We start from the raw sequence: 19,978 nt of genomic DNA, 5'->3' as shown, positions 1-19,978 counted from the left end.
TTTGGCCGGCGCCTTTTACCCCCCGGCATCGCCACTCACGACGCACTAGGGTGCGACCGGTTCGGCAGCGGGAACCGCGGCACGTCGGCCCAGGATCAGCGCGGCGAGTAGCGCGGCGAGGGCGGTCAGGCCTGCGCTGAAGCCGTAAGCGACCCGGAATCCCGACGCCAGCGCTTCCTTCTCCGGGACACCCCCGCCCACCAACGCGGCAGTTCGGGTCGCGGCGGCGGTGGCGAGGACGGCCGTCCCGATCGCCCCGCCGACCTGCTGGGTCGTGGTGATCAAACCGGACGTCACGCCGGAGTCGTCGGGGGTCGCGCCGGACATCGCCAGCCCCATCAGCGCCGGGATCGCCATCCCCGCCCCGGCGCCCATCAGGATCAGCGACGGCAGCACGTGCAGTGCGTAGCCGCCCCCGGTCTGGACCTGGGTCAGGTAAAGGAAAGCTGCCGACGTGGTCAGCAAACCGGCGACCAGGACCGCGCGCGGGGAGAAGCGGGTGTTCAGCCAATCGGCCAGGCCCAGCGAGAAAGCGCCGATCATGACCGGCGTCGGGACGAAGGCGAACCCGGTCGTCAGCGCGTCGAAACCGAGAACCTGCTGCAGATACAGCGCGGTGACGAACTGGAACCCCAGGAACCCGGCGACCATCACCACCATGGTCGCGTTGGCGCCGCTGATCGCGCGCACCCGGAGCAACCGCAGCGGCAGCAACGGGGTTCGCGTCCGGGCTTGGCGCAGCAGGAAAAGCAGGAGCAGGACGACGGCCGAAACGAGAGTCGCGATCGGCAGGAAAGCCCAGCCGGCGTCGCCTGCTTGCACGATGCCCAGCACCAGCAGCATCACCCCGGCGGTGACCAGGAGCGCGCCCAGGACGTCGATGCCGGTGCGCAGGCCGAGGCCGCGGTCGGAGGCGACCACCAAGGGCGTCAGGACGAGCGCGGCGACGCCGATGGGCAGGTTGATGTAGAACGTCCAGTGCCAGTCGAGGCCTTGGGTGAGCGCGCCGCCCGCGACCATGCCGATCGACGCGCCCGCGGCTTGGGTGAAGCTGTACACGCCGATCGCGCGGACGCGGGCGCGTGGCTCGGGATAGAGCGTCACGATCATTCCCAAGACGACCGCGGACGTCAGGGCGCCGCCGACGCCTTGGACGAAGCGCGCGACCACGAGCGTGGTGGCGTTCGGCGAAAGGCCGGCGGCGAGCGAGGCGGCGGTGAAGACGACGATGCCGACGAGGAACACTCGCCGCCGTCCGACCAGGTCGCCCAGCCGGCCCGACAGCAGGAGCAGGCCGCCGAACGCGACGAGGTAGGCGTTGACCACCCAGGCGAGCCCGGGCGCGCTGAACCCGAGGTCGGTTTGGATCACCGGCAGGGCGACCGCGACGATCGAGCTGTCGAGCACCACCATCAGCGAGGCGGCGGACAGCACGGCGAGCGCGGCGCCGCGATGCCGAGCGGTTTCGGGCATGACAAAGTCCTCCAGAACCAGCGCAGGGGAGAGTTTCCGCTGGTCGAAGCCAGGGCATCTCTTGTTACAGTGCCCATCATGTGTGACCATGGAGCACTGCGGAAGGAGGCACTTTCATGTCCCAGGGGAACATCGCTGTGACCGACGAGGCCACGGACTTCGACCCGGCGAAATTCGCGGTGTGCACGGTGATGGAGGTCGTGAACCGGATCAGCGGGAAATGGGTGATCGGCATCCTGCTGGAGGCGACGCGCGGTCCGGTGCGGTTCACCGAACTCGAACGCTCGGTGCAGGGGATCAGCCGCCGCATGCTCACGCTCACCCTGCGGAACCTCGAACGCGACGGCCTGCTGACGCGCACGGTCTACCCGACGGTGCCGCCGCGGGTCGAGTACGAGGCGACCGAGATGGCGCGCGAACTGTACGACTCGCTGTCCGGGCTGGTCGACTGGGCGGAGCGGCATCGCGAGGCGATCGCGGTTTCACGGCAGGGGTACGACGGCCGCACAGCTTGCTGAAATGGAAAGCGCCGCAGCCGTGCGCACGGGGGACGCGCACGGCTGCGGCGCCGAAACAGTCCGCACCCGAGGGGAAGGGGCCCGGGCGCGGACTGGGCTTCAGGCGTTCGCCGGGGCCGGCGAAGCGGGTTCGGCCGGTTTTTCGTCCAGCAGGGTCGCTTCGTCGAACGGCGCTTGGCCGGTGAACACCTGCCGCGAGCGGTCGCGGTCGAATTCCTTCATCCACGATCCGATGAGGACGGTCGCGACCGCGTTGCCGGCGAAGTTCGTCAGCGCTCGCGCCTCGGACATGAACCGGTCGATGCCGAGGATGAACCCGACGCCGTCGACGAGTTCCGGCCGGTGCGACTGCAGGCCGCTGGCCAGGGTCGCGATGCCGGCGCCGCTGACGCCCGCCGCGCCCTTCGACGCGATGATCATGAACAGCAGCAAGGTGATCTGCTCGCCCAGCGCGAGCGGCTGGTCCTGCGCGGTGGCGATGAACAGCGTCGCCATCGTCAGGTAGATCGCGGTGCCGTCGAGGTTGAACGAGTACCCGGTGGGCACCGTGATGCCGACGACCGGCTTGCTGACGCCGAGGTGCTCCATCTTCGCGATCAGGCGCGGCAGCGCGGATTCCGAAGAGGACGTCGACAGGATCAGCAGGAATTCGCGGCCGAGATAGCGCAGCAGGCTGAAGATGTTGACCCGCGCCCCGAGCCACAGCACCGCGCCGAGAACGCCGAACACGAACACCAGGCAGGTCAGATAGAAGCCGAGCATGATGACCAGCAGGCTGCGCAGCGCGCCCCAGCCGGTCGCGCCGACCACCGCGGCGATCGCGCCGAACGCGCCCACCGGGGCGGCCCACATGATCATCGACAGGATGCGGAACACGAGCCGCTGGATGTGCTCGATGCCGCGCAGGATCGGTTCCCCGCGCTTGCCGAGCTTCTGCAGCGCGAACCCGGCCAGCAGCGCCACGAGCAGCGTCTGCAGCACCTGGCCCTCGGTGAACGCGGACACGAAGGTCTTCGGGATGATGCCGAGCAGGAAGTCGACGCCGCCCTCGCCCTTGGCCTGCTGGTGCACCTTGGACACGTCGGCCGGGTTGAGGTGCAGGCCGCTGCCCGGGTGCAGCAGGTTGCCGACGACGAGCCCGATCGCGAGCGCGAACGTCGACATCACGATGAAGTAGACCAGCGCCGTGATGCCGACCTTGCCGACCTTCGCCGCCTTCGCGACCGAGCCGATGCCCAGCACGATGGTGCAGAAGATGATCGGCGAGATCATCATCTTGATCAGGTTGACGAAGCCGGTGCCCAGCGGGGCGAGGCTCTTGCCGACGGACGGCCAGAGCAGCCCGACCGCGACGCCGAGCACTACGGCGGCGATCACGGCCAGGTACAGGTAACGCGTGCGGTCGCGCTTGGGCGCAACTGCCTCGGGGGTCGGTGTCGGCACCGTTGCCTCCAGCTCGGTGGGGGGAACGCGGGTCACTATGCGGGGAGGATATGACCGGCGTCACCGTTGTGTTCATTGAGTTCGCGGGGAAACTGTCCGGTGTGGACGCCCGGCCCGCGGCGCCGGAGTGTTGCCGGACCCGTGCGTGTGCTGGTATGAGCGGGTGCCCCCGACACCTCGGATCCGGACGAGCCGCTGGAGCCTCGCCCGCCAGCTGCTGGTGCTGCAGCTGGCGATCCTCCTCGTGCTCGTCTCCGGCGGCATCACTATCGCCTATCTCGACGCCCGGCGCACGACGACCGACCGGGCCGGAGAGCAGTCGCTCGCGGTCGCCCATTCGATCGCGGACGCGCCGGACGTCGCGCGGGCGGCCGCCGCCGCGGACCCGACCGCGATGCTGCAGCCGTATGCGCAGCGGGTGCTCGCGGACACGCGCGTGGACTTCGTGACGATCATGTCGCCGCAGGGGATCCGTTACACCCACCCGAATCCGGCGTTGATCGGCCAGCGGTTCCTCGGGCACATCGAAGCCGCGCAGCGGGGCGGCGTGGTGTCCGAGACCTACACCGGTTCGCTGGGCCCGTCGGTGCGCGTGGTGGTGCCGGTGTTCGACGCGAACCGCCGGGTGGTCGCGCTCGTCGCGGTGGGCATCACGATCGCGGCGATCTCCGCCGAACTGCAAGAGCGCGTGTGGCCGTTGCTCGGCGTCGCGGCGGCAGTGCTCCTAGTGGGCGCCTGCGGGGGCTGGCTGGTGAGCGCCCGGTTGAAGCGGCAGACGCGCGGGATCGCTCCGGACGAGCTGAGCAATCTGTTCGAGTACCACGAGGCGGTGCTGCATTCGGTCCGAGAAGGCGTGTTGCTGGTCGGCCGCGACGGACGGGTCGGGCTGTGCAACGACGGCGCCCGCACGCTGCTCGGGCTGAGCGGCGACCCGGTCGGGAAGCCGCTCGCCGATCTGGGGTTGTCGCCTGAATTGGCGGCTGCGTTCACCGCGCCGGAAAACCGCACCGAGGAACTGCATCTGACCGACTCGCGGGTGCTGGTCGTGAGCACGACGCTCGTCAGCTCCGGCGGTCGCGCGCAGGGAACCGTCGTGATTCTGCGCGACCACACCGAACTTCAGACGCTCACCGGCGAGCTGACCACCGCGCGCAGCCTCGCCGAAGCGTTGCGGTCGCAGGCACACGAAGCGGCGAACCGGTTGCACACCGTGGTCTCGCTGGTGGAACTGGGCCGCCCCGAGGACGCCGTGGAGTTCGCGACCGCCGAACTCGCGCTGGCGCAGGAACTCACCGATCGCGTGATGACCGCGGTCGCCGAACCGGTGCTGGCCGCCTTGCTGCTCGGCAAAGCCGCGGAGGCGAGCGAACGCGGCGTCGAGTTCACCATCACGCCGGACACGATGATCGACGACCTCGGCCCCGGCGTGGCCGGACGGGATCTGGTGACGATCCTCGGCAACCTGATCGACAACGGAATCGACGCGGTGGTGCGGGAATCCGGTGCGCGGCCGGCGGTGGTGGTCACCGCGCGGTCCGAAGAGGACGGTCTGCTGCTGCGGGTCGCGGACAACGGCCCTGGCGTCCCGGAGGAAGCGGTGGGGGAGATGTTCCGCCGGGGCTGGTCGACGAAGGCCGGGGACGAGCACGGCCTCGGGCTGGCCTTGGTCGTGCAGGCGGTCCGGCGCTACGGCGGCACCATCGACGTCGGACGAGACGGCGGCGCGGTGTTCACCGTACGGTTGCCGAGGCAGGAGGTGCCGGCGTGATCCGGGTGCTGGTGGTGGAAGACGAGCCGGTGGCGGCCGAGGCGCATCGGCTGTACGTCGAGCGCCTGTCGGGCTTCGTGGTCGCAGGGGTGGTGCATTCCGGCGGCGAGGCGCTGCGGTTCTGCGAACGCGAACCCGTCGACCTGGTGTTGCTGGACTTCTACCTCCCGGACACGCACGGTCTCGCCGTGTGCCGTTCGCTGCGCGCGGCCGGGCTGCCGATCGACGTCATCGCGGTGACGTCCGCGCGCGACCTCGCGCTGGTCAAGGCGGCGGTCTCGGTCGGGGTCGTGCAGTACCTGCTGAAGCCGTTCACGTTCGCTTCGCTGCGGGACAAGCTGGAGCGTTACGCGTCGTTCCGCGAGGCGTCCGGCGAAGTCACCGGGCAGGCTGAGATCGACCGTGCGCTCGGCACGCTGCGCACCACCGAGGCCGCGCCGCTGCCGAAGGGCATGAGCGCGGAGACGCTCGACGCGATCACCGACGCGCTCGCCGGGGCCGGCGAAGGGCTGTCCGCCGGCGGCGCGGCGAGCGCGATCGGGGCGTCCCGGGTCACCGCGCGGCGGTATCTGGAGTACTTGGCGGACAACGGATTGGCCCACCGCGAACCGCGATACGGGCAGGTCGGGCGACCGGAGGTGTGGTACCGGCTGAAGCCTGGCTGAGCCCGTCAGCGCTTCGTGCGCGCACGGTAAGCGGGCGCCCCGAAGGTGTGGACATCGAAGTTCACACCACTCAAGGGGAGCAAGAAATGACGCAGAAGACCGCACTGGTCACCGGCGGCAGCAAGGGCATCGGCCGGGCCATCGCGACACGGCTGGCCCACGACGGCGCACTGGTCGCCGTGCACTACGGAAGCGACGAAGCCGCGGCCAAGGAGACTGTCGCGGCGATTGAGGCAAGCGGTGGGCAGGCTTTCGCGGTGCAGGCGACGCTGGGCGTCGAGGGCGACGCGGCGACGCTGTACGACCGTCTCGCGGCGGAGTTGCGCGAACGCACCGGTGAAGTCGCTCTCGACATCCTGGTGAACAACGCGGCCACCGGCGCGGGCTCGATCACCACGGCGACGCCGGAGGACTTCGACCGGGTGTTCGCGGTGAACGTGAAGGCACCGTTTTTCCTGGCGCAGAAGCTGTTGCCGGTGCTGCGGGACGGCGGCCGGATCGTCAACATCTCGTCCGCGGACACGCGCATCGCGCTGCCGTTCGAGCTGGCCTACAGCATGACGAAGGGCGCGCTCGACGTGTTCAGCCGCAGCCTGGCGCAGGAACTCGGCCAGCGGGGGATCACGGTCAACGGCGTCGCCCCTGGCCCGACGCCGACCGACAGCACGGCGCACCTGTTCGCCGATGAGCGGATGCGCGCGGGAATGGCAGGCGCGTCCGCGCTTCGGCGGATCGCCGAACCGGCGGACATCGCCGACGTGGTCGCGTTTTTGGCCTCGTCGGACGCGCGGTGGGTCACCGGGCAGGTCCTGGACGCTACCGGCGGGACCTTCCTCGGGCCGGTCGCCGGCTAGTTGAGGGCTTGCGCGACATAGGTCATACTTGGCTGATGCGCGTAACGCACGCCCTGGTGCAGCTGGCCGCTGCGCTCATGGCCTCCCCCGAGGACCGGCACTGGGGCTACCGGCTGTCGCGAGCTTCCGGAGTCCGCTCCGGCGCGATGTACCCCCGGCTGACCCAGATGCTGGCCGAGGGCTGGCTGGAAGACGGATGGGAATCGGCCGAAGAGGCCGACGGCCGCCCGCCCCGCCGGTATTACACGCTGACCGGGAAGGGGAAAGCCGAGCTGGGCGCGCTGCTCGAACGGGCGGCCGCCGACGAGAGGTTCCGCGGCGTCCGGCTCGGGTGGGCCTGATGGACGAGCTGGCCGGACACGTCGCGACCTGGGGCGCCGGCACGCTCGTCCTGACTGCACTGGTCTTCGGGTTCTTCCCGGTTTTCGCGGTGAACCTGCTGGCCAGGGTCTACCCGAAGGGGCATCCGCGGCGGGCGGAGCTGGTCGCCGAACTGCACGACGTCCCGCGGCGGGAACGGCTGATCTGGGTCGCCGAGCAGTTCGCCACCGTGCTGTTCGACGGTGTGCCGGAGCGGGTGCGGGCGCGTCGGCGCGGCGCTTCCGTCGAACGGGAGCGCCGGGAATTCCAGGAACTGACGGCGCCCGAGCAGATGGAACGGCTGAGGATCCTGATCGCGAGGCTCCGCAGCTTCGGCAGCGACGACCTCATGTCGGAGGCGATTCTCTGCCGCACCGAGGAGGGAGTGGAACGCCGCCTCCCCGGCAATTCCCGGGTGTTCGCCGGGGAAATCGTCCAGGTCCATGTGCGAGCCCATCGACGGCCGGGTTTCGAGCCGTCGCCGGACTGGCCGAAGATCGGCACGGTCCCCGCGAGATCGTGGTACCGGCCCGCCTACAGTTCCCGGCTCCTTCATCGCGCTCCACGCCCGGCCAGCTTCGTGAAACCGGGCGGCCCGGCCTGAAGCAGGCCGGGCCGCCCGGGGATCAGCGTGGCCGTCCCGGCGCGTCCGGCCGGGTCTGCCACGGACGCGGGCCGTCGAGCGGCCGGTACTCCACGCCGAGCGCGTCCAGTCTCGGCAGGTGGTGGTTCCGCAGCCGGGGCAGGAATTCCGCGTAATCCCGGGGGCCGCTGCTCCACGCCACCTCGGCGAACGCCGACAGCCGCGGGAACGCCGCGTAGTCCGTCCGCCGCACGGTGTCCAGGTGCTCGGACCACAGCTGCGCCTGGACCCCGCGCACGCCCGGCCCGGATTCGGGCTCGAAACCGTAGAAGTGCTCGAGATCCTGCAGGTACCCGACCGGGATCGGTTCGTCCGGGTGGTCGCTTTGCCGGTGGTCGAGGTACACGCCGTCCTCGGGGCACAGCACCACCTCGTGCCCGGCCTTCAACGCCAGCGAAGCCCGTTCGCGGTCCTGCCACACGCCGATCACCATCGCCGGCAGATCGCCGCCGTCAAGGACTTCGTCCCAGCCCATCGGCGTGCGGCCGCGGGCGACGAGGTGGTCCGCGATCGCCCGGACGAACCGGTGGTGCGCCTCGGTGACGCCGGGCACCTCGTCGCCGCCGAGCGCGATGACCGGGGACGGGAAGATGTCCAGCACGTGGTCGAAGACGGCGCGGAAGAAGTCCAGAGTGGACTCCGAAGGATCGAGCAGCGAGGTGCTGATGCCCCAGGAAGTCCAGACCTCCCAAGGGGTCTCGGTGGCCGGGCCGAGTTCCGGGTACGCCGTGATGGCGGCCCGGGCGTGCCCGGGAATGTCCACTTCGGGCACCACGGTGACCGATCGGGCGGCGGCGTACGCGACGATCTCGCGCAGATCGTCCACAGTGTAGTAACCGCCGTGCGGGCGGCCGTCGCGTTCCGGTCCGTCGTGCCTGCCGACCATCGACGATTTCCGCCAGCCGCCGACCGACGTGAGCCGGGGGAACTCCGGCGTCTCGATCCGCCAGCCCTGGTCGTCGGTGAGATGGAGGTTCAGCACGTTGAGCTTGTGCGCGGCCAGCAGATCGATGAACCGCAGCACCTCCGCTTTCGTCCGGAAGTGCCGAGACACGTCGTAAAGGCAGCCGCGCCAGGCGAAGCGCGGGTGGTCGGTGATCGTCCCGCACGGCAGCTCGACCGGTCCATTGCGGATCGAAGCGGCACGGAACGCGTCCGGACCGGCCAGTTGCCGCAGGGTTTGCCGGCCGTAGAACTCGCCCGCGGCGTCGGCCGCGTCGAGAGTGACGCCGTCCGGAGCGATCGTAAGCCGGTAGCCCTCCGCGGGGAGATCCGCGACAGTCCGCACCTCCACCGGTGCGGGCCACGGGCAGACCCCGGGCGCCGCCTCCTCGGACACCGGGCGGGGGAGAAGCGTGTCGAAGCCGGGCATGGTCATCCCTTCGGTCATCCCTTCACCGCCCCGGCCGTCCCTCCGATGAGCCTCCGTTGCACCAGCACGAAAAACACCAGCACGGGGATCGTCATCAGGGTGGACGAGGCCATCACGGCGCCCCAGTCGGTGTCCTCGGGTTTGAAGAACACCAGGATCGCCTGCGGCAGAGTCTGGTTTTCGGTCTTGGAGATGATGAACGTCTTGGCGAACAGGAAGTCGTTCCACGCGTGGATGAACGCGAGCACGCTCACCGCCACGAGCCCGGGAGCGACGAGCGGGAACAGGATCTGCCAGGTGAACCGCATCCGCGACGCACCGTCCAAAGTGGCCGCTTCCTCCAGTTCGGCGGGCACCGCGGCGACGAACCCGCGCAGCATCCAGATCGCGAACGGCAGGCTGAACGCCAGGTGCACCAGCACGAGCGAGCCCAGTTCGTTGAGCCCGAACGCCGGCACCGCCCCGCCGACCGAGCGCATCAGGAAGAACAGCGGAATGGTCAGCGCTTCCACCGGCACCATCTGCGCCACCAGCACCATCACCAGCAGCATCCCGCGGCCGCGGAACCGGAACCGCGTGAGCGCCACCGCGGAAAGGAACGACAGCACCAGCGACAGCAGCACCACGACGACCGCGACGGCGAGGCTGTTGAGGAAGTACCGGCCGAACCCGGAAACCGTGAGCACGCGCCGGAAACTGTCCAGCGACGGCGCGAACGTCCACGGTTTCGGATGCGCCGACTGGATCTCGCCGGCCGGTTTGAACGCCGAGAGCACCATCCAGTACAGCGGGAACGCGACGATCCCGGCGATCACCACGGTCACGATTTCGGCGACGAGCCGCGCGGGGCGGCGGATCTTCACAGCCATGCGGCACTCCGGCGCTGGGACCGGACGTAGAGCCCGGTGATCGACAGCAGCAGCAAGGTCATCACGACCCCGATCGCCGAGCCGAGCCCGTACTCCTGCCCGGCGAACGCCTGCTGGTAGGCGTAGACGTTCAGGATCAGGTTCCGCCCGGCGATGCCGCCGCCGTTGGTCATCACGTAGATCTGGGTGAACACCTTGAAGTCCCAGATGATCGACTGCACGGTCGCGATGGTCAGCAGCGGGCGCACTGCCGGCAGGACCACCGACCGCGTGGTGCGCCAGACCGACGCGCCGTCCAGCGCGGCGGCCTCCAGCGTCTCCTTCGGCACCCCGCTGATCCCGGCGTACATGGTCACCATCACGAACGGGAACGAGCACCAGATCACCTCGGCGGCGACCAGCCCGAACGTGCCGAAGGTGCCGAACGTCCAGGAATGGTGCTCCATCCCGCTGAACCCGATGCCCGAGAGCACCTCGTTGACCAGGCCGAAATCGGTGTCGAAGAGGAACAGCCAGACATACGAGCCGGCGATCGCCGGGGTCGCCCACGCGCCGAGCGCCGCCAGGAACAGCAGCATCCGCGGCAGCGCGCGGATCCGGCTCGCCAGTACGGCCAGACCCGTGCCGACGACCAGGCTGCCGATCACACAGGCCGCGGCGAACCCGACCGTCTTGCCGAGCACCGTCCAGAACTGGACGTCGGCGAGCAGGTTCACGTAGTTGTCGAGGCCCAGGAACACCAGCGGGGCCGCACCCGCCGCCTGCGGCTGGCCGTAGTCGTAGAGCGAGATGACGACGAGCTGGTAGATCGGGTACACCAGCAGCGCGCCGAGCAGGATGCCGGCGGGCAGCAGGTACCAGAGGGCCGCGCGGCCGTCGCGGCGGACGGTCGCGGAACGGACTGCGGCCACGGGTCAGCCGAAGTTCTTGTTCATCGCCGCGGCGGCGTCGGCCAGCGCGGCGTTCGCGTCCTTGCCGCCGGTCGCGATCTGCTGCACGGCAGTGGGCAGGACGTTCTGGCTGTCGATCTTGGACCACGCCGGGGTGGCGGGGACGAACTTCGTGCCCGCGGTGAGGGTGTCCACGAAGGCCTTCAGGGTCGGGTCGCTCGCGGCGAGCTTCTTCTGCACCGAGGCGAGGGTGGGCAGGTTCCCCATCGCCGCGTACATCTTCTCCTGGTACTTGACGCCGGCCAGCAGCTCGGCGAACTGCACCGCGAGACCGTGGCGCTGGCTCGCGCCGAAGACGCCGAGCAGGTTGCCGCCGGCGAACGCGGGCGCGACCGAGTTCGGGGTGGCGCCGGGCAGCGGCATGATCGCGTACTTGCCCTTCACCGAGCCCTTTTCGACGGCCTTGCGGTTGAAGTCGCCGCCGATCACCATGCCCGCCTTGCCGCCGGCGAACGCGGTGACGCTCTGCGTGCCGGTGAGGTTGGCGCAGGCGGCCGGCGGGCAGATGTCGTCCTTGATCAGGTTCGCGTACGCGGTGACGCCGGCCTTGGCCTGCGGTGAGTCCACAGTGGACGTCCACTTGCCATTGTCCTGTTTGGCCAGCTCCCCGCCGTTGGCCCAGAGGAACGGCAGCATCGCGTAGGTGTACTTCCCGCCGGTGGCGATGCCGTACAGCTCCGGCTTCTTCTCGCGGATCTTGCGCGCGTCTTCGGTCAGCTCGGCCAGCGTCGCGGGCGGCTTGAGGCCGAGTTCGGCGAACACGTCGGTGCGGTAGTACAACGCGCGGATGCCGGTGTACCACGGAATGCCGTAGATCTTGCCGTTCGCCTTCGCGGTGTCCAAAACGGACGGCAGCAGGTCTTTGCCGTCCGACCAGTTCGAGATGTCCTTGCTGAGATCGGACAACGCGCCGGTCTGCGCGTAGCTGGCGACGTCGGTGTTGCCGAATTCGGCGACATCGGGGGCGTTGGACGGGTCGTTGAACGCGCCGGAGAACTTGTCCGCGCGGCCTTCGACCGGAACCCACTGCACGTCGACCTTCACGCCGGCGTGGCTGGCTTCGAACTCGGTGATCGCTTCCTTGACCGCGGCCTCTTTCGGCGCGCGGTTCGCTTCGTCGAACAGCCAGACCCGGAGCGTGCCGTCGGTCTGGTTCCCGCCGGAGGCGGCCGGGCCGGATTGAGTGGGCGCGCACGCGGCGAGCAACGCCAGCGTGGCGACAGCGGGCAGGACAGAACGCAGCTTCATCGGTGACTCCTGTCGCGGGGACCGGTCGGAGACCGGAAAGACGGGGCTGTGCGGCGTGACAGCCCCGGTTTTCTCAGACGAAGAAGACGGAGTTGACGTTCGGGACCGCGAGCGATCCCGTGGACTTGCCGGGAAGGCCGGTGGCCGGGTCGCGCGGCAGCCAGGTGACGGTGCCGGAGCGCTGGTTGGAGACGTAGAACCACTTCTCGTCCGGGTCCAGCGCGAGGTGCCGCGGCCAGTTGCCGCCGGACGGCGCCGAGGACACCAGGGTGAGCCCGGCTCCGCCGTCCGCGACGGTGAAAGAGGCGATGGTGTTGGGGCCGCGCACGGTGGCGTAGACGAACTTGCCGTCGCGCGAAACGGTGATCTCGCCGGGGTACAGTTCGCCGGTGCTGCCCGGCGGAACCGCGGGCACCACGGCGATCGGCTTGAACGTGCCGCTCGCGGAATCCCAGCTGGCGACGGTGATTTCCGGCCGCAGTTCCTGTGCGACGTAAGCGAACTTCCCGTTCGGGTGGAAAGCGAGGTGGCGCGGCCCGGCACCGGCGGGAAGGGTGATCTGCTTGTGCAGCTTCAGCTTTCCCTTGCCGGTGTCGAACGAGTAGACGTACACCGAGTCGGTGCCGAGGTCGACGGCGAGCACCCACTTGCCGGACGGGTCGGTGACCACCTGGTGCGCGTGCGGCTCCTTGCCCTGGTGCTGCTGCACATCGGTGGCCGCGCCGAGCTTGCCGCCGGACTTGATCGGCAGCACGACGACGCTGCCGGAGTCGTAATTGGCGGCCAGCACGTACTTCTGGCTCGGATGCACCGAAAGGTGCGTGGGCGAACCGCCCTTCGAGGACGTCGACCCGAGCAGCTTCGGCCGGGTGGGGTCGGAGATGTCCAATGCGGACACCGTGCCGGTCTCCGCCCCCTCGTTTTCGTTGGTGACATACAGGATCCGGCCGTCGCGAGTGCGGTCGAACCAGGAGACGTCGGTCAGCTTTCCGGCGGTGCGCACCGGGGTGAGCGCGGGGCTCCCGGCCGCTCGCTGGGTGACGTCGAGCCCGTGGCCGGCTGGCGAGGAGTTGGTGTAGCTGCCGACGTACACCGTCGTGGCCGCGCGTGGCCGGGGCGCCGCTGTGGCGAGCTGTGCGCCCACCACGGCGGCGGCTCCGGCCGCGCCGACTGCTCCGACGAACGTGCGGCGGGAAATCGCGGTCATCGAATACCCCCGGAACGTTGTGCCGATATGGTTCAGGCCAATGCCATGACCAATGCTGCCACACCGAAACCGCTGAGGGAAAGGATTGTTTCCAAAGCGGTCCAGGTTTTCAGCGTCTGGGTCACGGTGAGCCCGAAATAGCGCGACACGATCCAGAATCCGCCGTCGTTCACGTGCGAGGCGATGATCGACCCGGCGGAGATCGCGACCACCAGGAGCGCCAATTGCGCTTGCGAGTAATGCAGTTCCAGCACGGTCGGCGCGACGATGCCGCTCGTGGTCACGATCGCGACCGTCGCGGAACCCTGGGCGATGCGCATGCCGCAGCTGATGATGTACGCCGCCAGCAGCACCGGAAGCCCGGCGTCGCCGAGGGAACCGGCCACCGCCTTGCCGATTCCGGTGGCCGACAGCACCGCGCCGAAGAACGAACCCGCGCCGACCACGAGGAGAATCATCGCGACCGGGCGCAGCGCGCTGGCGGAGAGCTGGGCGAGATCCGCGCCGCTCATCCCTCGGCGGCGGCCGAGCAGCCACGACGCGAGCAGGGTCGCGATGGTCAGCGCGATGGCCGGGGTGCCGAGGAACGCCGCGATGCCCGCGCCCTTGGACCCCTTGGGCAGCAGGATGCTGCCGAACGTGCCGACGAGGATCAGCACCAGCGGCACCGCGATGATCGCGCTGACCAGCTTGAGCGACGGCGCGGGGCCCTCCTGCTCGCCGTCTTCCCCGGCGAGCTTCGCGAAGTCCTCGGCCAGCGGCACGTCGACGCGCTTGCCGATCCAGGTCGAGTACAGGATGCCGCCGATGAACCAGGCCGGGATGCCGCAGACCGCGCCCATCAGGATCAGCCAGCCGAGATCCACGTGCAGCAGCCCGGCCGCGGCGACCGGCCCCGGATGCGGCGGGATGAAGGCGTGCGTGATGGAAAGCCCGGCCAGCAACGGCATCGCGTACAGCACGATCGACCGGCCGCCTTGCTTCGCCGCGGCGTAAACCAGCGGCGCGAGCACGAAAATGCCGATGTCGAAGAACACCGGGATGCCGAAAATGAGACCGGACAACCCCATCGCGAGCGGAGCGCGTTTCTCGCCGAACGTCCGCAGCAGCGCGGCGGTGAGCACTCGTGCGCCGCCGGATTTCTCCAGGATCGAGCCGAGCAGCGTGCCCAGCCCGATGATCGCCGCGATATGCCCGAGAATGCTGCCGAAGCCCTTCTCCAGCAGCGAATCCGACGTCTTCTGCGCGGTGCCGACGAGGGTGCCGACCGGCACGCCCGCGGCCAGCGCGGTGAGCAGGCCCACCACGATCAAGGCGATGAACGGTTCGAGCTTCACCTTGATGATGAGGAAAAGCAGCACCGCGATGGACACCGCGGCCAGCGTGAGCAGACCGGCCGTGCTGGTCTGCAGCCAGTGAATCATCGTCGACTCCCGGGATGGCGAAGGGAATGCCCGGCGAGCGCGCCGGTGGGGGACCCGTCTTCGAGGGCGGCGACGCCGTTGACGAAGACGTGGGAGAGACCCGCGGCGGGTTGCCGCGGATTGTCGAACGTCGCGGTGTCGGCGACCGTGTCGGGGTCGAACAGCACCAGGTCGGCTGCGTGACCGGGACGGACGAGGCCGCGGTCGGACAGCCCCAGCCGCCGGGCCGCGCGTCCGGTGAGGTGCGCGACGCAGTCGGCCAGTTCGAGAACGCCCAGTTCGCGGACGTACCGCGCGAGGTATCGGGGGAAAGTGCCCCACGCGCGGGGATGCGGCCGCGCGCCGACCAGCAGGCCGTCCGAGCCGCCGGTGTGCGTGCGGTGCCGCATGATCGCTTGCACGTTCTCCTCGTGCCCCACGTGCATGAGGCAGGACGTGCCGAGCTTTTCGTCGATCAGCGTGTCGAAATACAGCTCTGCCGGAGGTTTCCCGTTCTTGCGCGCGGACGCGAGGACGCTGTGCCCTACGAGCGCGGCGTTTTCCGCGCGGCGCACGCCGTTGATTTCGATGGCGTCCCAATCGATCGGCACGCCGTGCGCACCGTCCGAACCGGACTCTTCGATCTCGGCCCGGATCCGTTCGCGAGTGTCCGGATCGGACAGCCGGGCGAGCGTCGGCTCCAACCCGCCTTCAGTCGACCAGCTCGGCAGCAGCGCGGACAGGTAGGTCGCGCCGGGCAGGTACGGATAGGTGTCGAGGGTGATGTCGCAGCCGTCGTCGAGCGCGTCGTCCAGCAGCCGCAGCAGATCCGGTGCTTTCCCCTTGTTGACGGAGAAGTTCATCGTCGCGTGCGCGAGGTGCAGCGGACAACCGGAGCGGCGGGAGACGTCGACCATCTCCGCGAACGCCTCCAGCGCGCCCGCGCCGTAGCTGCGATGGTGCGGGCTGTAGTAGCCGCCGCGCTCGCCGGCCACCCGGCACAGCTCGACCAGTTCCTCGGTCGTCGCGTACATCCCGGGCGTGTAGGTCAGCCCGGACGACAGCCCGAACGCGCCTTCCGACAGCCCGGTCGCGATGAGGTCCTTCATCCGGGCCAGTTCGGCGTCCGTGGCGGGCCGGTCTTCCCAGCCCACCACCAGCATCCGCACCGTGCCCTGCGGGACCAGGTACGCGGCGTTCGTCGCGATGCCCTGGTCGAGCCGGTCGAGGTACTCGCCGACCGAGCGCCAGTTCCAGTCGAACCCGGCCGGGTCGTCGTTCCATCCGGCCAGCTGCTGGCGCAGGCTCGCGAGAACTTCGTCGTTGACCGGGGCGTAGGACAGGCCGTCCTGTCCCAGCACCTCGGTGGTCACGCCCTGGCTGATCTTCGCCAGATGGTCCGGGTTGGCGAGCAGTTGCAGGTCGGAATGCGAGTGCATGTCGATGAAGCCGGGGGAGAGCACGAGGCCGGTCGCGTCGAGCACGCGCGGCGAGGTCAGCTCTCCCGGCGCGGCGACGTCGGCGATGCGGTCGCCGGTGATCCCGACGTCGCGGATCTCCAGCGGGGCCCCGGTTCCGTCGGCGACTCGGGCGCCGCGGATCAGGAGATCCATCAGAACCACGTCCGCACGAAATCGACCACCGTCTCGCCGTCGCTGTCCACGACCGGCAGCAGCGACCACTTGTCGAACGTCGTGCACGGATGCGACAGGCCGAGCCGGATCCAGTCGCCGACCTCGACGGGCGAACCTTCGGGCAGTTCGAGGAACGCGTGCTGGTCGTTGAGCTTCGGGACGGTGTGCCCGGTCAGTTCGGTGACCACACCGTCCTTGCGCAGCAGTTGCGGTTCCGGCATGCCTTCGTCGTACGGCAGGTCGCGCTTGCCCGCGGTGAGCAGCGCCAGCTCCGGCGTCGGCTTCGACGTGACCTGCGCCCACGCGTGCAGCGCGGGACGGAAGCCGTCGACACCGGCGATGCGCGGGTGTTCGCCGAGCGGCGAGATTTCGCGGTAGAAGCCGTCGTCGTGCGTGAGGTACGCGCCGCTGCGCAGGATCGGGACTACTTCGAGACCGTCCGGCCACGGCTTGGTCAGCTCGTCCACGACGCGGTCGAAATACGCGCTGCCGCCTGCGGTGACGTACACCGGGCCTTCGGCGAGCAAACCCTTCTCCGCGAACGTGATCGTCGCGTCGCGCAGACTGTCCACATAGGAACTGATCTTCGCGAGCGCGGCTTCGTCGGTGTGGTGCGAAAGCGCGCCTTCGTAACCGCCCGTGCCACGCAGCCGCAACACCGGGCTCTTCGCCGCTGCCTCGGCGACAGCCAGCGCAGTCGCTGCGTCGCGCACGCCGGTGCGTCCGCCTTCGCCGCCCAGCTCCACCAAGACATCCACCGGGCGCTCGGCACCAGCGAGCGCTTCGGTCATCAGCTCGACGCTGCGCACCGAGTCGACCCAGCAGACGAATTCGAAGTCCGGGTCCGCCGCCAGTTCACCGGCCAGCCAGCGCAGCGCGGACGGGTCCACGAGCTGGTTCGCCAGCAGGATCCGCGACACGCCGAACGCGCGGTAGATCCGCACGTGCCCGGCGTTCGCCGCGGTGATGCCCCACGAGCCGTGCTCCAGCTGCCGGGCGAACAGCTCCGGAGCCATCGTCGTTTTGCCGTGCGGCGCGAGTGCGATGCCGCGTTCGGCGCACCAGCGGGCCATCGTGGCGAGGTTGTGTTCCATCGCGTCCGCGTCGATCACCACGAACGGACCGAAGAAGCCGTCGTCGAAGAGCTTCGCGCGGCGCGCCGCGGCTTCGTCGAGAGTGAGCCCGGCGAGTGCCGGGGGGAGTGCGCGGAAGCGCCAGTCGATCCGTTCGCCGCGCCCGGTTCGGACGGCGGCGGTGAGAGCGGCGTTGCTGTTCATCTGGGACCTCGGTTGCGTATCTTGCAACGGACGTTGCGCAAAATGCGTTGCTTAGGTGTAGCATCCGGGTCGCCACAGGTCAACGGGGAAGGAACGTCAGTGACCAGCAGTCCGACAGCGTCGCCCGGAGTGCCGCCCGAAGTGCTCTGCATCGGCGAGTCGATGGCGTTGTTCGTGCCCGCCGAACCAGGCCCGCCGGACGAGGTGCGCACCTGGCTGCGCACCATCGGCGGAGCGGAATCGAACGTCGCCTGCCATCTGCCCGCGCTCGGCGTGCCGAGCGGATGGGTCAGCGCGGTCGGCGACGACCCGTTCGGCCGCGCGCTCGTCCGCGAGATCGCGTCGGCGGGCGTGGACGTGCGCGGCGTCGTGATCGACCCGACCCGCCCCACCGGCCTGTACGTGAAGGAAAGCGGCGCGGGCGGCAGTCCGGTCCGCTACTACCGCTCAGGTTCCGCCGCGTCCGGGATGGGTCCGGAGCTGGTGTCCCGGCTGGACTTCTCCGGTGTTCGCGTGCTGCACCTTTCCGGGATCACGCCCGCGCTTTCGGACAGCTGCCTCGCGCTCGTCCGCGCGCTGCTCGACCGTCCGCGCGGCGACCTGCTCGTGTCGTTCGACGTCAACCACCGCCCCGCGCTGTGGACCGGACGAGATCTGTCCGTGCTCGCCGAGCTGGCCGGGAAAGCCGATCTCGTGCTGACCGGCGACGACGAGGCGGAACGCGTGTGGGGCACCGGCGATCCGGTGCGGCTGCGCGAGCTTCTGCCCGGCCCGCGCACACTCGTGGTCAAGCACGGGGAACGCGGCGCGACGCTCGTCGAGGGCCCGGCTGAACCGCTGTTCTCGCCCGCGCTCAAGGTGGACGTGGTCGAGCCGGTCGGCGCGGGCGACGCCTTCGCCGCGGGATTCCTGGCGGCGACCTTGCGCGGGGCCGATCCGCTGACGAGACTCCGGCGCGGACATCTGCAAGCCGCGGCGACGCTGCTGACCCAAGACGACGTCGGCGTGCCGCTGGCCGAAGCCGTCGTGACGAAACTGGTGCGCGCGGACGCCGACAGCTGGAGTTCGGTCCGGCTCACTGGAGAGGGAGTGGTGGTCACGTGAGTCAAAGCCTCGACCGCGCACTGACGCTGCTGAGCGGCCTCGCCCGCGGCGGCAAGACGCTCGACGAGCTGGCCGAAGAGATCGGCGTGCACAAGACGACCGTGCTGCGTCTGCTGCGTACGCTCGAATCGCACCACTTCGTGCGGCGCGAAGGGGCCCGCCACTACCGGCTCGGCAGCGCGCTGTTCGACCTCGCCAACCAGGCGTTGGAGGACCGCGACGTCCGCCGCAGTTCGCACGACGCGCTCGCCGGGCTGAACTCGCGCACCGGGCACACCGTGCACCTGGCGTCCTATGAGGACGGCGAGGTGGTGTACATCGACAAATTCGAGGGACACCACGCGGTCCGGATGTACTCGCGGGTCGGCAAACGCGCGCCGCTGCACTGCACCGCGGTCGGCAAGGTGCTCGTCGCGGCGATGCCGCGGGCGAAACGCGAGGAGATCGCCCGCGCGATCGACTACGTCGTGCTCACCGCCAACACGATCACCACGCCCGAGGCGTACCTGGCCGAACTGGACCAGGTCGCCGAGCGCGGATACGCCGTGGACAATGCCGAGCACGAGGACTTCATCCACTGCATTTCCGCGCCGGTGCGCGGCGCGGGCGGCGAAGTGCTCGCCGCGGCGTCGATGTCGGTGCCGAAGGTGCTGCTGGACTACGAGGGGCTGCTGGCGCTCGTGCCCGAGCTGCTGGCCGCTGCGGAGGAAGCTTCCGTCCACAGTGGATGGACGGGGAACGGAAAGGGGCAATGATGGGCAAGACGGCGATCACCAGCGAGAACGCGCCGAAGCCGCCGGCGAACTTCTCGCAGGCCGTCCGCAAGGGGAACATCCTGCAGGTCGCCGGCGCGGTCGCGTTCGACCCGGCGACCAACGAAATCGTCGGCGACGACGTGGTGAGCCAGACCCGGCAGGTGTTCAAGAACCTCACCGCGCTGCTCGAAGAAGCGGGCTCGAGCTTCGCGGACGCGGTGATGGTGCGCGTGTACCTCACCGACACCAGCCACTTCGCCGCGTTCAACGAGGTCTACAACGAACTGATCGGCGAGGCCCCGCACGCGGCCCGCACCACGGTGTACGTCGGGCTGCCGGCCGGGCTCCTGGTCGAGATCGACGTGCTCGCGGTCCTCGACTGACGTCGCTTGTGGTCCGTGAAGGGCTCCTTGAGGGAATCAGATTCCCTCAAGG

19 protein-coding genes are annotated in these 19,978 nt (G+C 69.5%); 9 read left to right on the top strand and 10 right to left on the bottom strand.

All coding sequences use genetic code 11. The features are described 5' to 3' along the window. Positions 1-45: 45 nt before the first annotated feature. Complete coding sequence (locus tag ACWGIC_RS40505) at positions 46-1,473, bottom strand: MFS transporter (RefSeq protein WP_452081251.1); 1,428 nt, start codon at positions 1,471-1,473, stop codon at positions 46-48. Between the two features lie 116 nt (positions 1,474-1,589). Between ACWGIC_RS40505 and ACWGIC_RS40500 the strand changes: the two genes are divergently transcribed. Beyond that, positions 1,590-1,991 (top strand): winged helix-turn-helix transcriptional regulator, encoded by a 402-nt coding sequence (locus tag ACWGIC_RS40500; RefSeq protein ID WP_116204536.1) that lies wholly within the window; start codon positions 1,590-1,592, stop codon positions 1,989-1,991. A gap of 99 nt (positions 1,992-2,090) precedes the next feature. On the opposite strand, the gene ACWGIC_RS40495 is transcribed toward ACWGIC_RS40500, so the two are convergent. Beyond that, a complete protein-coding gene (locus tag ACWGIC_RS40495; RefSeq protein WP_452081250.1) occupies positions 2,091-3,434 on the bottom strand; it encodes a cation:dicarboxylate symporter family transporter in 1,344 nt (447 codons plus the stop codon). Positions 3,435-3,597: 163 nt separating this feature from the next. Between ACWGIC_RS40495 and ACWGIC_RS40490 the strand changes: the two genes are divergently transcribed. The 5 genes from ACWGIC_RS40490 (at position 3,598) to ACWGIC_RS40470 (ending at position 7,685) form a co-directional block, all read left to right on the top strand. Next, positions 3,598-5,202, top strand: coding sequence for a sensor histidine kinase (locus ACWGIC_RS40490; protein WP_452081249.1), 1,605 nt, complete (start codon positions 3,598-3,600; stop codon positions 5,200-5,202). After that, entirely contained in the window at positions 5,199-5,867 is a 669-nt protein-coding gene (locus tag ACWGIC_RS40485; protein ID WP_452081248.1) for a response regulator, read from the top strand. Before ACWGIC_RS40490 ends, ACWGIC_RS40485 begins: the two co-directional genes overlap by 4 nt. 86 nt (positions 5,868-5,953) lie before the next feature. After that, entirely contained in the window at positions 5,954-6,721 is a 768-nt protein-coding gene (locus ACWGIC_RS40480; protein WP_452081247.1) for an SDR family oxidoreductase, read from the top strand. A gap of 35 nt (positions 6,722-6,756) precedes the next feature. Then, the gene (locus ACWGIC_RS40475; protein WP_452081246.1) at positions 6,757-7,062 is read left to right on the top strand and encodes a PadR family transcriptional regulator; all 306 of its coding nucleotides are present in this window, start codon (positions 6,757-6,759) and stop codon (positions 7,060-7,062) included. Continuing rightward, positions 7,062-7,685, top strand: a complete 624-nt coding sequence (locus ACWGIC_RS40470) for a hypothetical protein (RefSeq protein ID WP_452081245.1) — start codon at positions 7,062-7,064, stop codon at positions 7,683-7,685. Before ACWGIC_RS40475 ends, ACWGIC_RS40470 begins: the two co-directional genes overlap by 1 nt. Positions 7,686-7,707: 22 nt before the next feature. Here ACWGIC_RS40470 and ACWGIC_RS40465 read toward each other — a convergent pair whose 3' ends face one another. The 8 genes from ACWGIC_RS40465 to ACWGIC_RS40430 form a co-directional block, all read right to left on the bottom strand. Beyond that, on the bottom strand, positions 7,708-9,096 hold the full coding sequence (locus tag ACWGIC_RS40465; RefSeq protein WP_452081253.1) for a beta-N-acetylhexosaminidase: 1,389 nt from the start codon (positions 9,094-9,096) through the stop codon (positions 7,708-7,710). 14 nt (positions 9,097-9,110) lie between these two features. Next, positions 9,111-9,965 (bottom strand): carbohydrate ABC transporter permease, encoded by an 855-nt coding sequence (locus ACWGIC_RS40460; protein WP_452081244.1) that lies wholly within the window; start codon positions 9,963-9,965, stop codon positions 9,111-9,113. Then, complete coding sequence (locus ACWGIC_RS40455; protein WP_452081243.1) at positions 9,956-10,876, bottom strand: carbohydrate ABC transporter permease; 921 nt, start codon at positions 10,874-10,876, stop codon at positions 9,956-9,958. The genes ACWGIC_RS40460 and ACWGIC_RS40455 overlap by 10 nt, the downstream gene beginning before the upstream one ends. Before the next feature lie 3 nt (positions 10,877-10,879). Beyond that, on the bottom strand, positions 10,880-12,163 hold the full coding sequence (locus ACWGIC_RS40450) for an extracellular solute-binding protein (protein ID WP_452081242.1): 1,284 nt from the start codon (positions 12,161-12,163) through the stop codon (positions 10,880-10,882). 73 nt (positions 12,164-12,236) lie between these two features. Further along, positions 12,237-13,370 carry a lactonase family protein gene (locus ACWGIC_RS40445; RefSeq protein WP_452081241.1) on the bottom strand — a complete coding sequence of 378 codons (1,134 nt, stop codon included), beginning with the start codon at positions 13,368-13,370 and terminating at the stop codon, positions 12,237-12,239. Between the two features lie 32 nt (positions 13,371-13,402). Further along, positions 13,403-14,794: a GntP family permease gene (locus tag ACWGIC_RS40440; RefSeq protein ID WP_452081240.1), complete on the bottom strand. Its 1,392-nt coding sequence runs from the start codon at positions 14,792-14,794 to the stop codon at positions 13,403-13,405. Next, positions 14,791-16,386, bottom strand: coding sequence for an N-acyl-D-amino-acid deacylase family protein (locus ACWGIC_RS40435; RefSeq protein ID WP_452081239.1), 1,596 nt, complete (start codon positions 16,384-16,386; stop codon positions 14,791-14,793). Before ACWGIC_RS40435 ends, ACWGIC_RS40440 begins: the two co-directional genes overlap by 4 nt. Continuing rightward, positions 16,386-17,684, bottom strand: coding sequence for an amino acid deaminase (locus ACWGIC_RS40430; protein WP_452081238.1), 1,299 nt, complete (start codon positions 17,682-17,684; stop codon positions 16,386-16,388). The genes ACWGIC_RS40435 and ACWGIC_RS40430 overlap by 1 nt, the downstream gene beginning before the upstream one ends. Positions 17,685-17,846: 162 nt before the next feature. Here ACWGIC_RS40430 and ACWGIC_RS40425 point away from each other — a divergent pair, with 162 nt between their 5' ends. The 3 genes from ACWGIC_RS40425 to ACWGIC_RS40415 are packed head-to-tail and all read left to right on the top strand — an operon-like array spanning position 17,847 to position 19,926. Further along, on the top strand, positions 17,847-18,788 hold the full coding sequence (locus tag ACWGIC_RS40425; RefSeq protein WP_452081252.1) for a sugar kinase: 942 nt from the start codon (positions 17,847-17,849) through the stop codon (positions 18,786-18,788). After that, positions 18,785-19,543 (top strand): IclR family transcriptional regulator, encoded by a 759-nt coding sequence (locus tag ACWGIC_RS40420; RefSeq protein ID WP_452081237.1) that lies wholly within the window; start codon positions 18,785-18,787, stop codon positions 19,541-19,543. Before ACWGIC_RS40425 ends, ACWGIC_RS40420 begins: the two co-directional genes overlap by 4 nt. Beyond that, the gene (locus tag ACWGIC_RS40415; RefSeq protein ID WP_116204166.1) at positions 19,543-19,926 is read left to right on the top strand and encodes a RidA family protein; all 384 of its coding nucleotides are present in this window, start codon (positions 19,543-19,545) and stop codon (positions 19,924-19,926) included. Before ACWGIC_RS40420 ends, ACWGIC_RS40415 begins: the two co-directional genes overlap by 1 nt. Positions 19,927-19,978: the final 52 nt, after the last annotated feature.

Source organism: Amycolatopsis sp. NPDC054798 (assembly GCF_053611505.1).
This window is presented reverse-complemented; position numbering and strand designations above follow the sequence as displayed.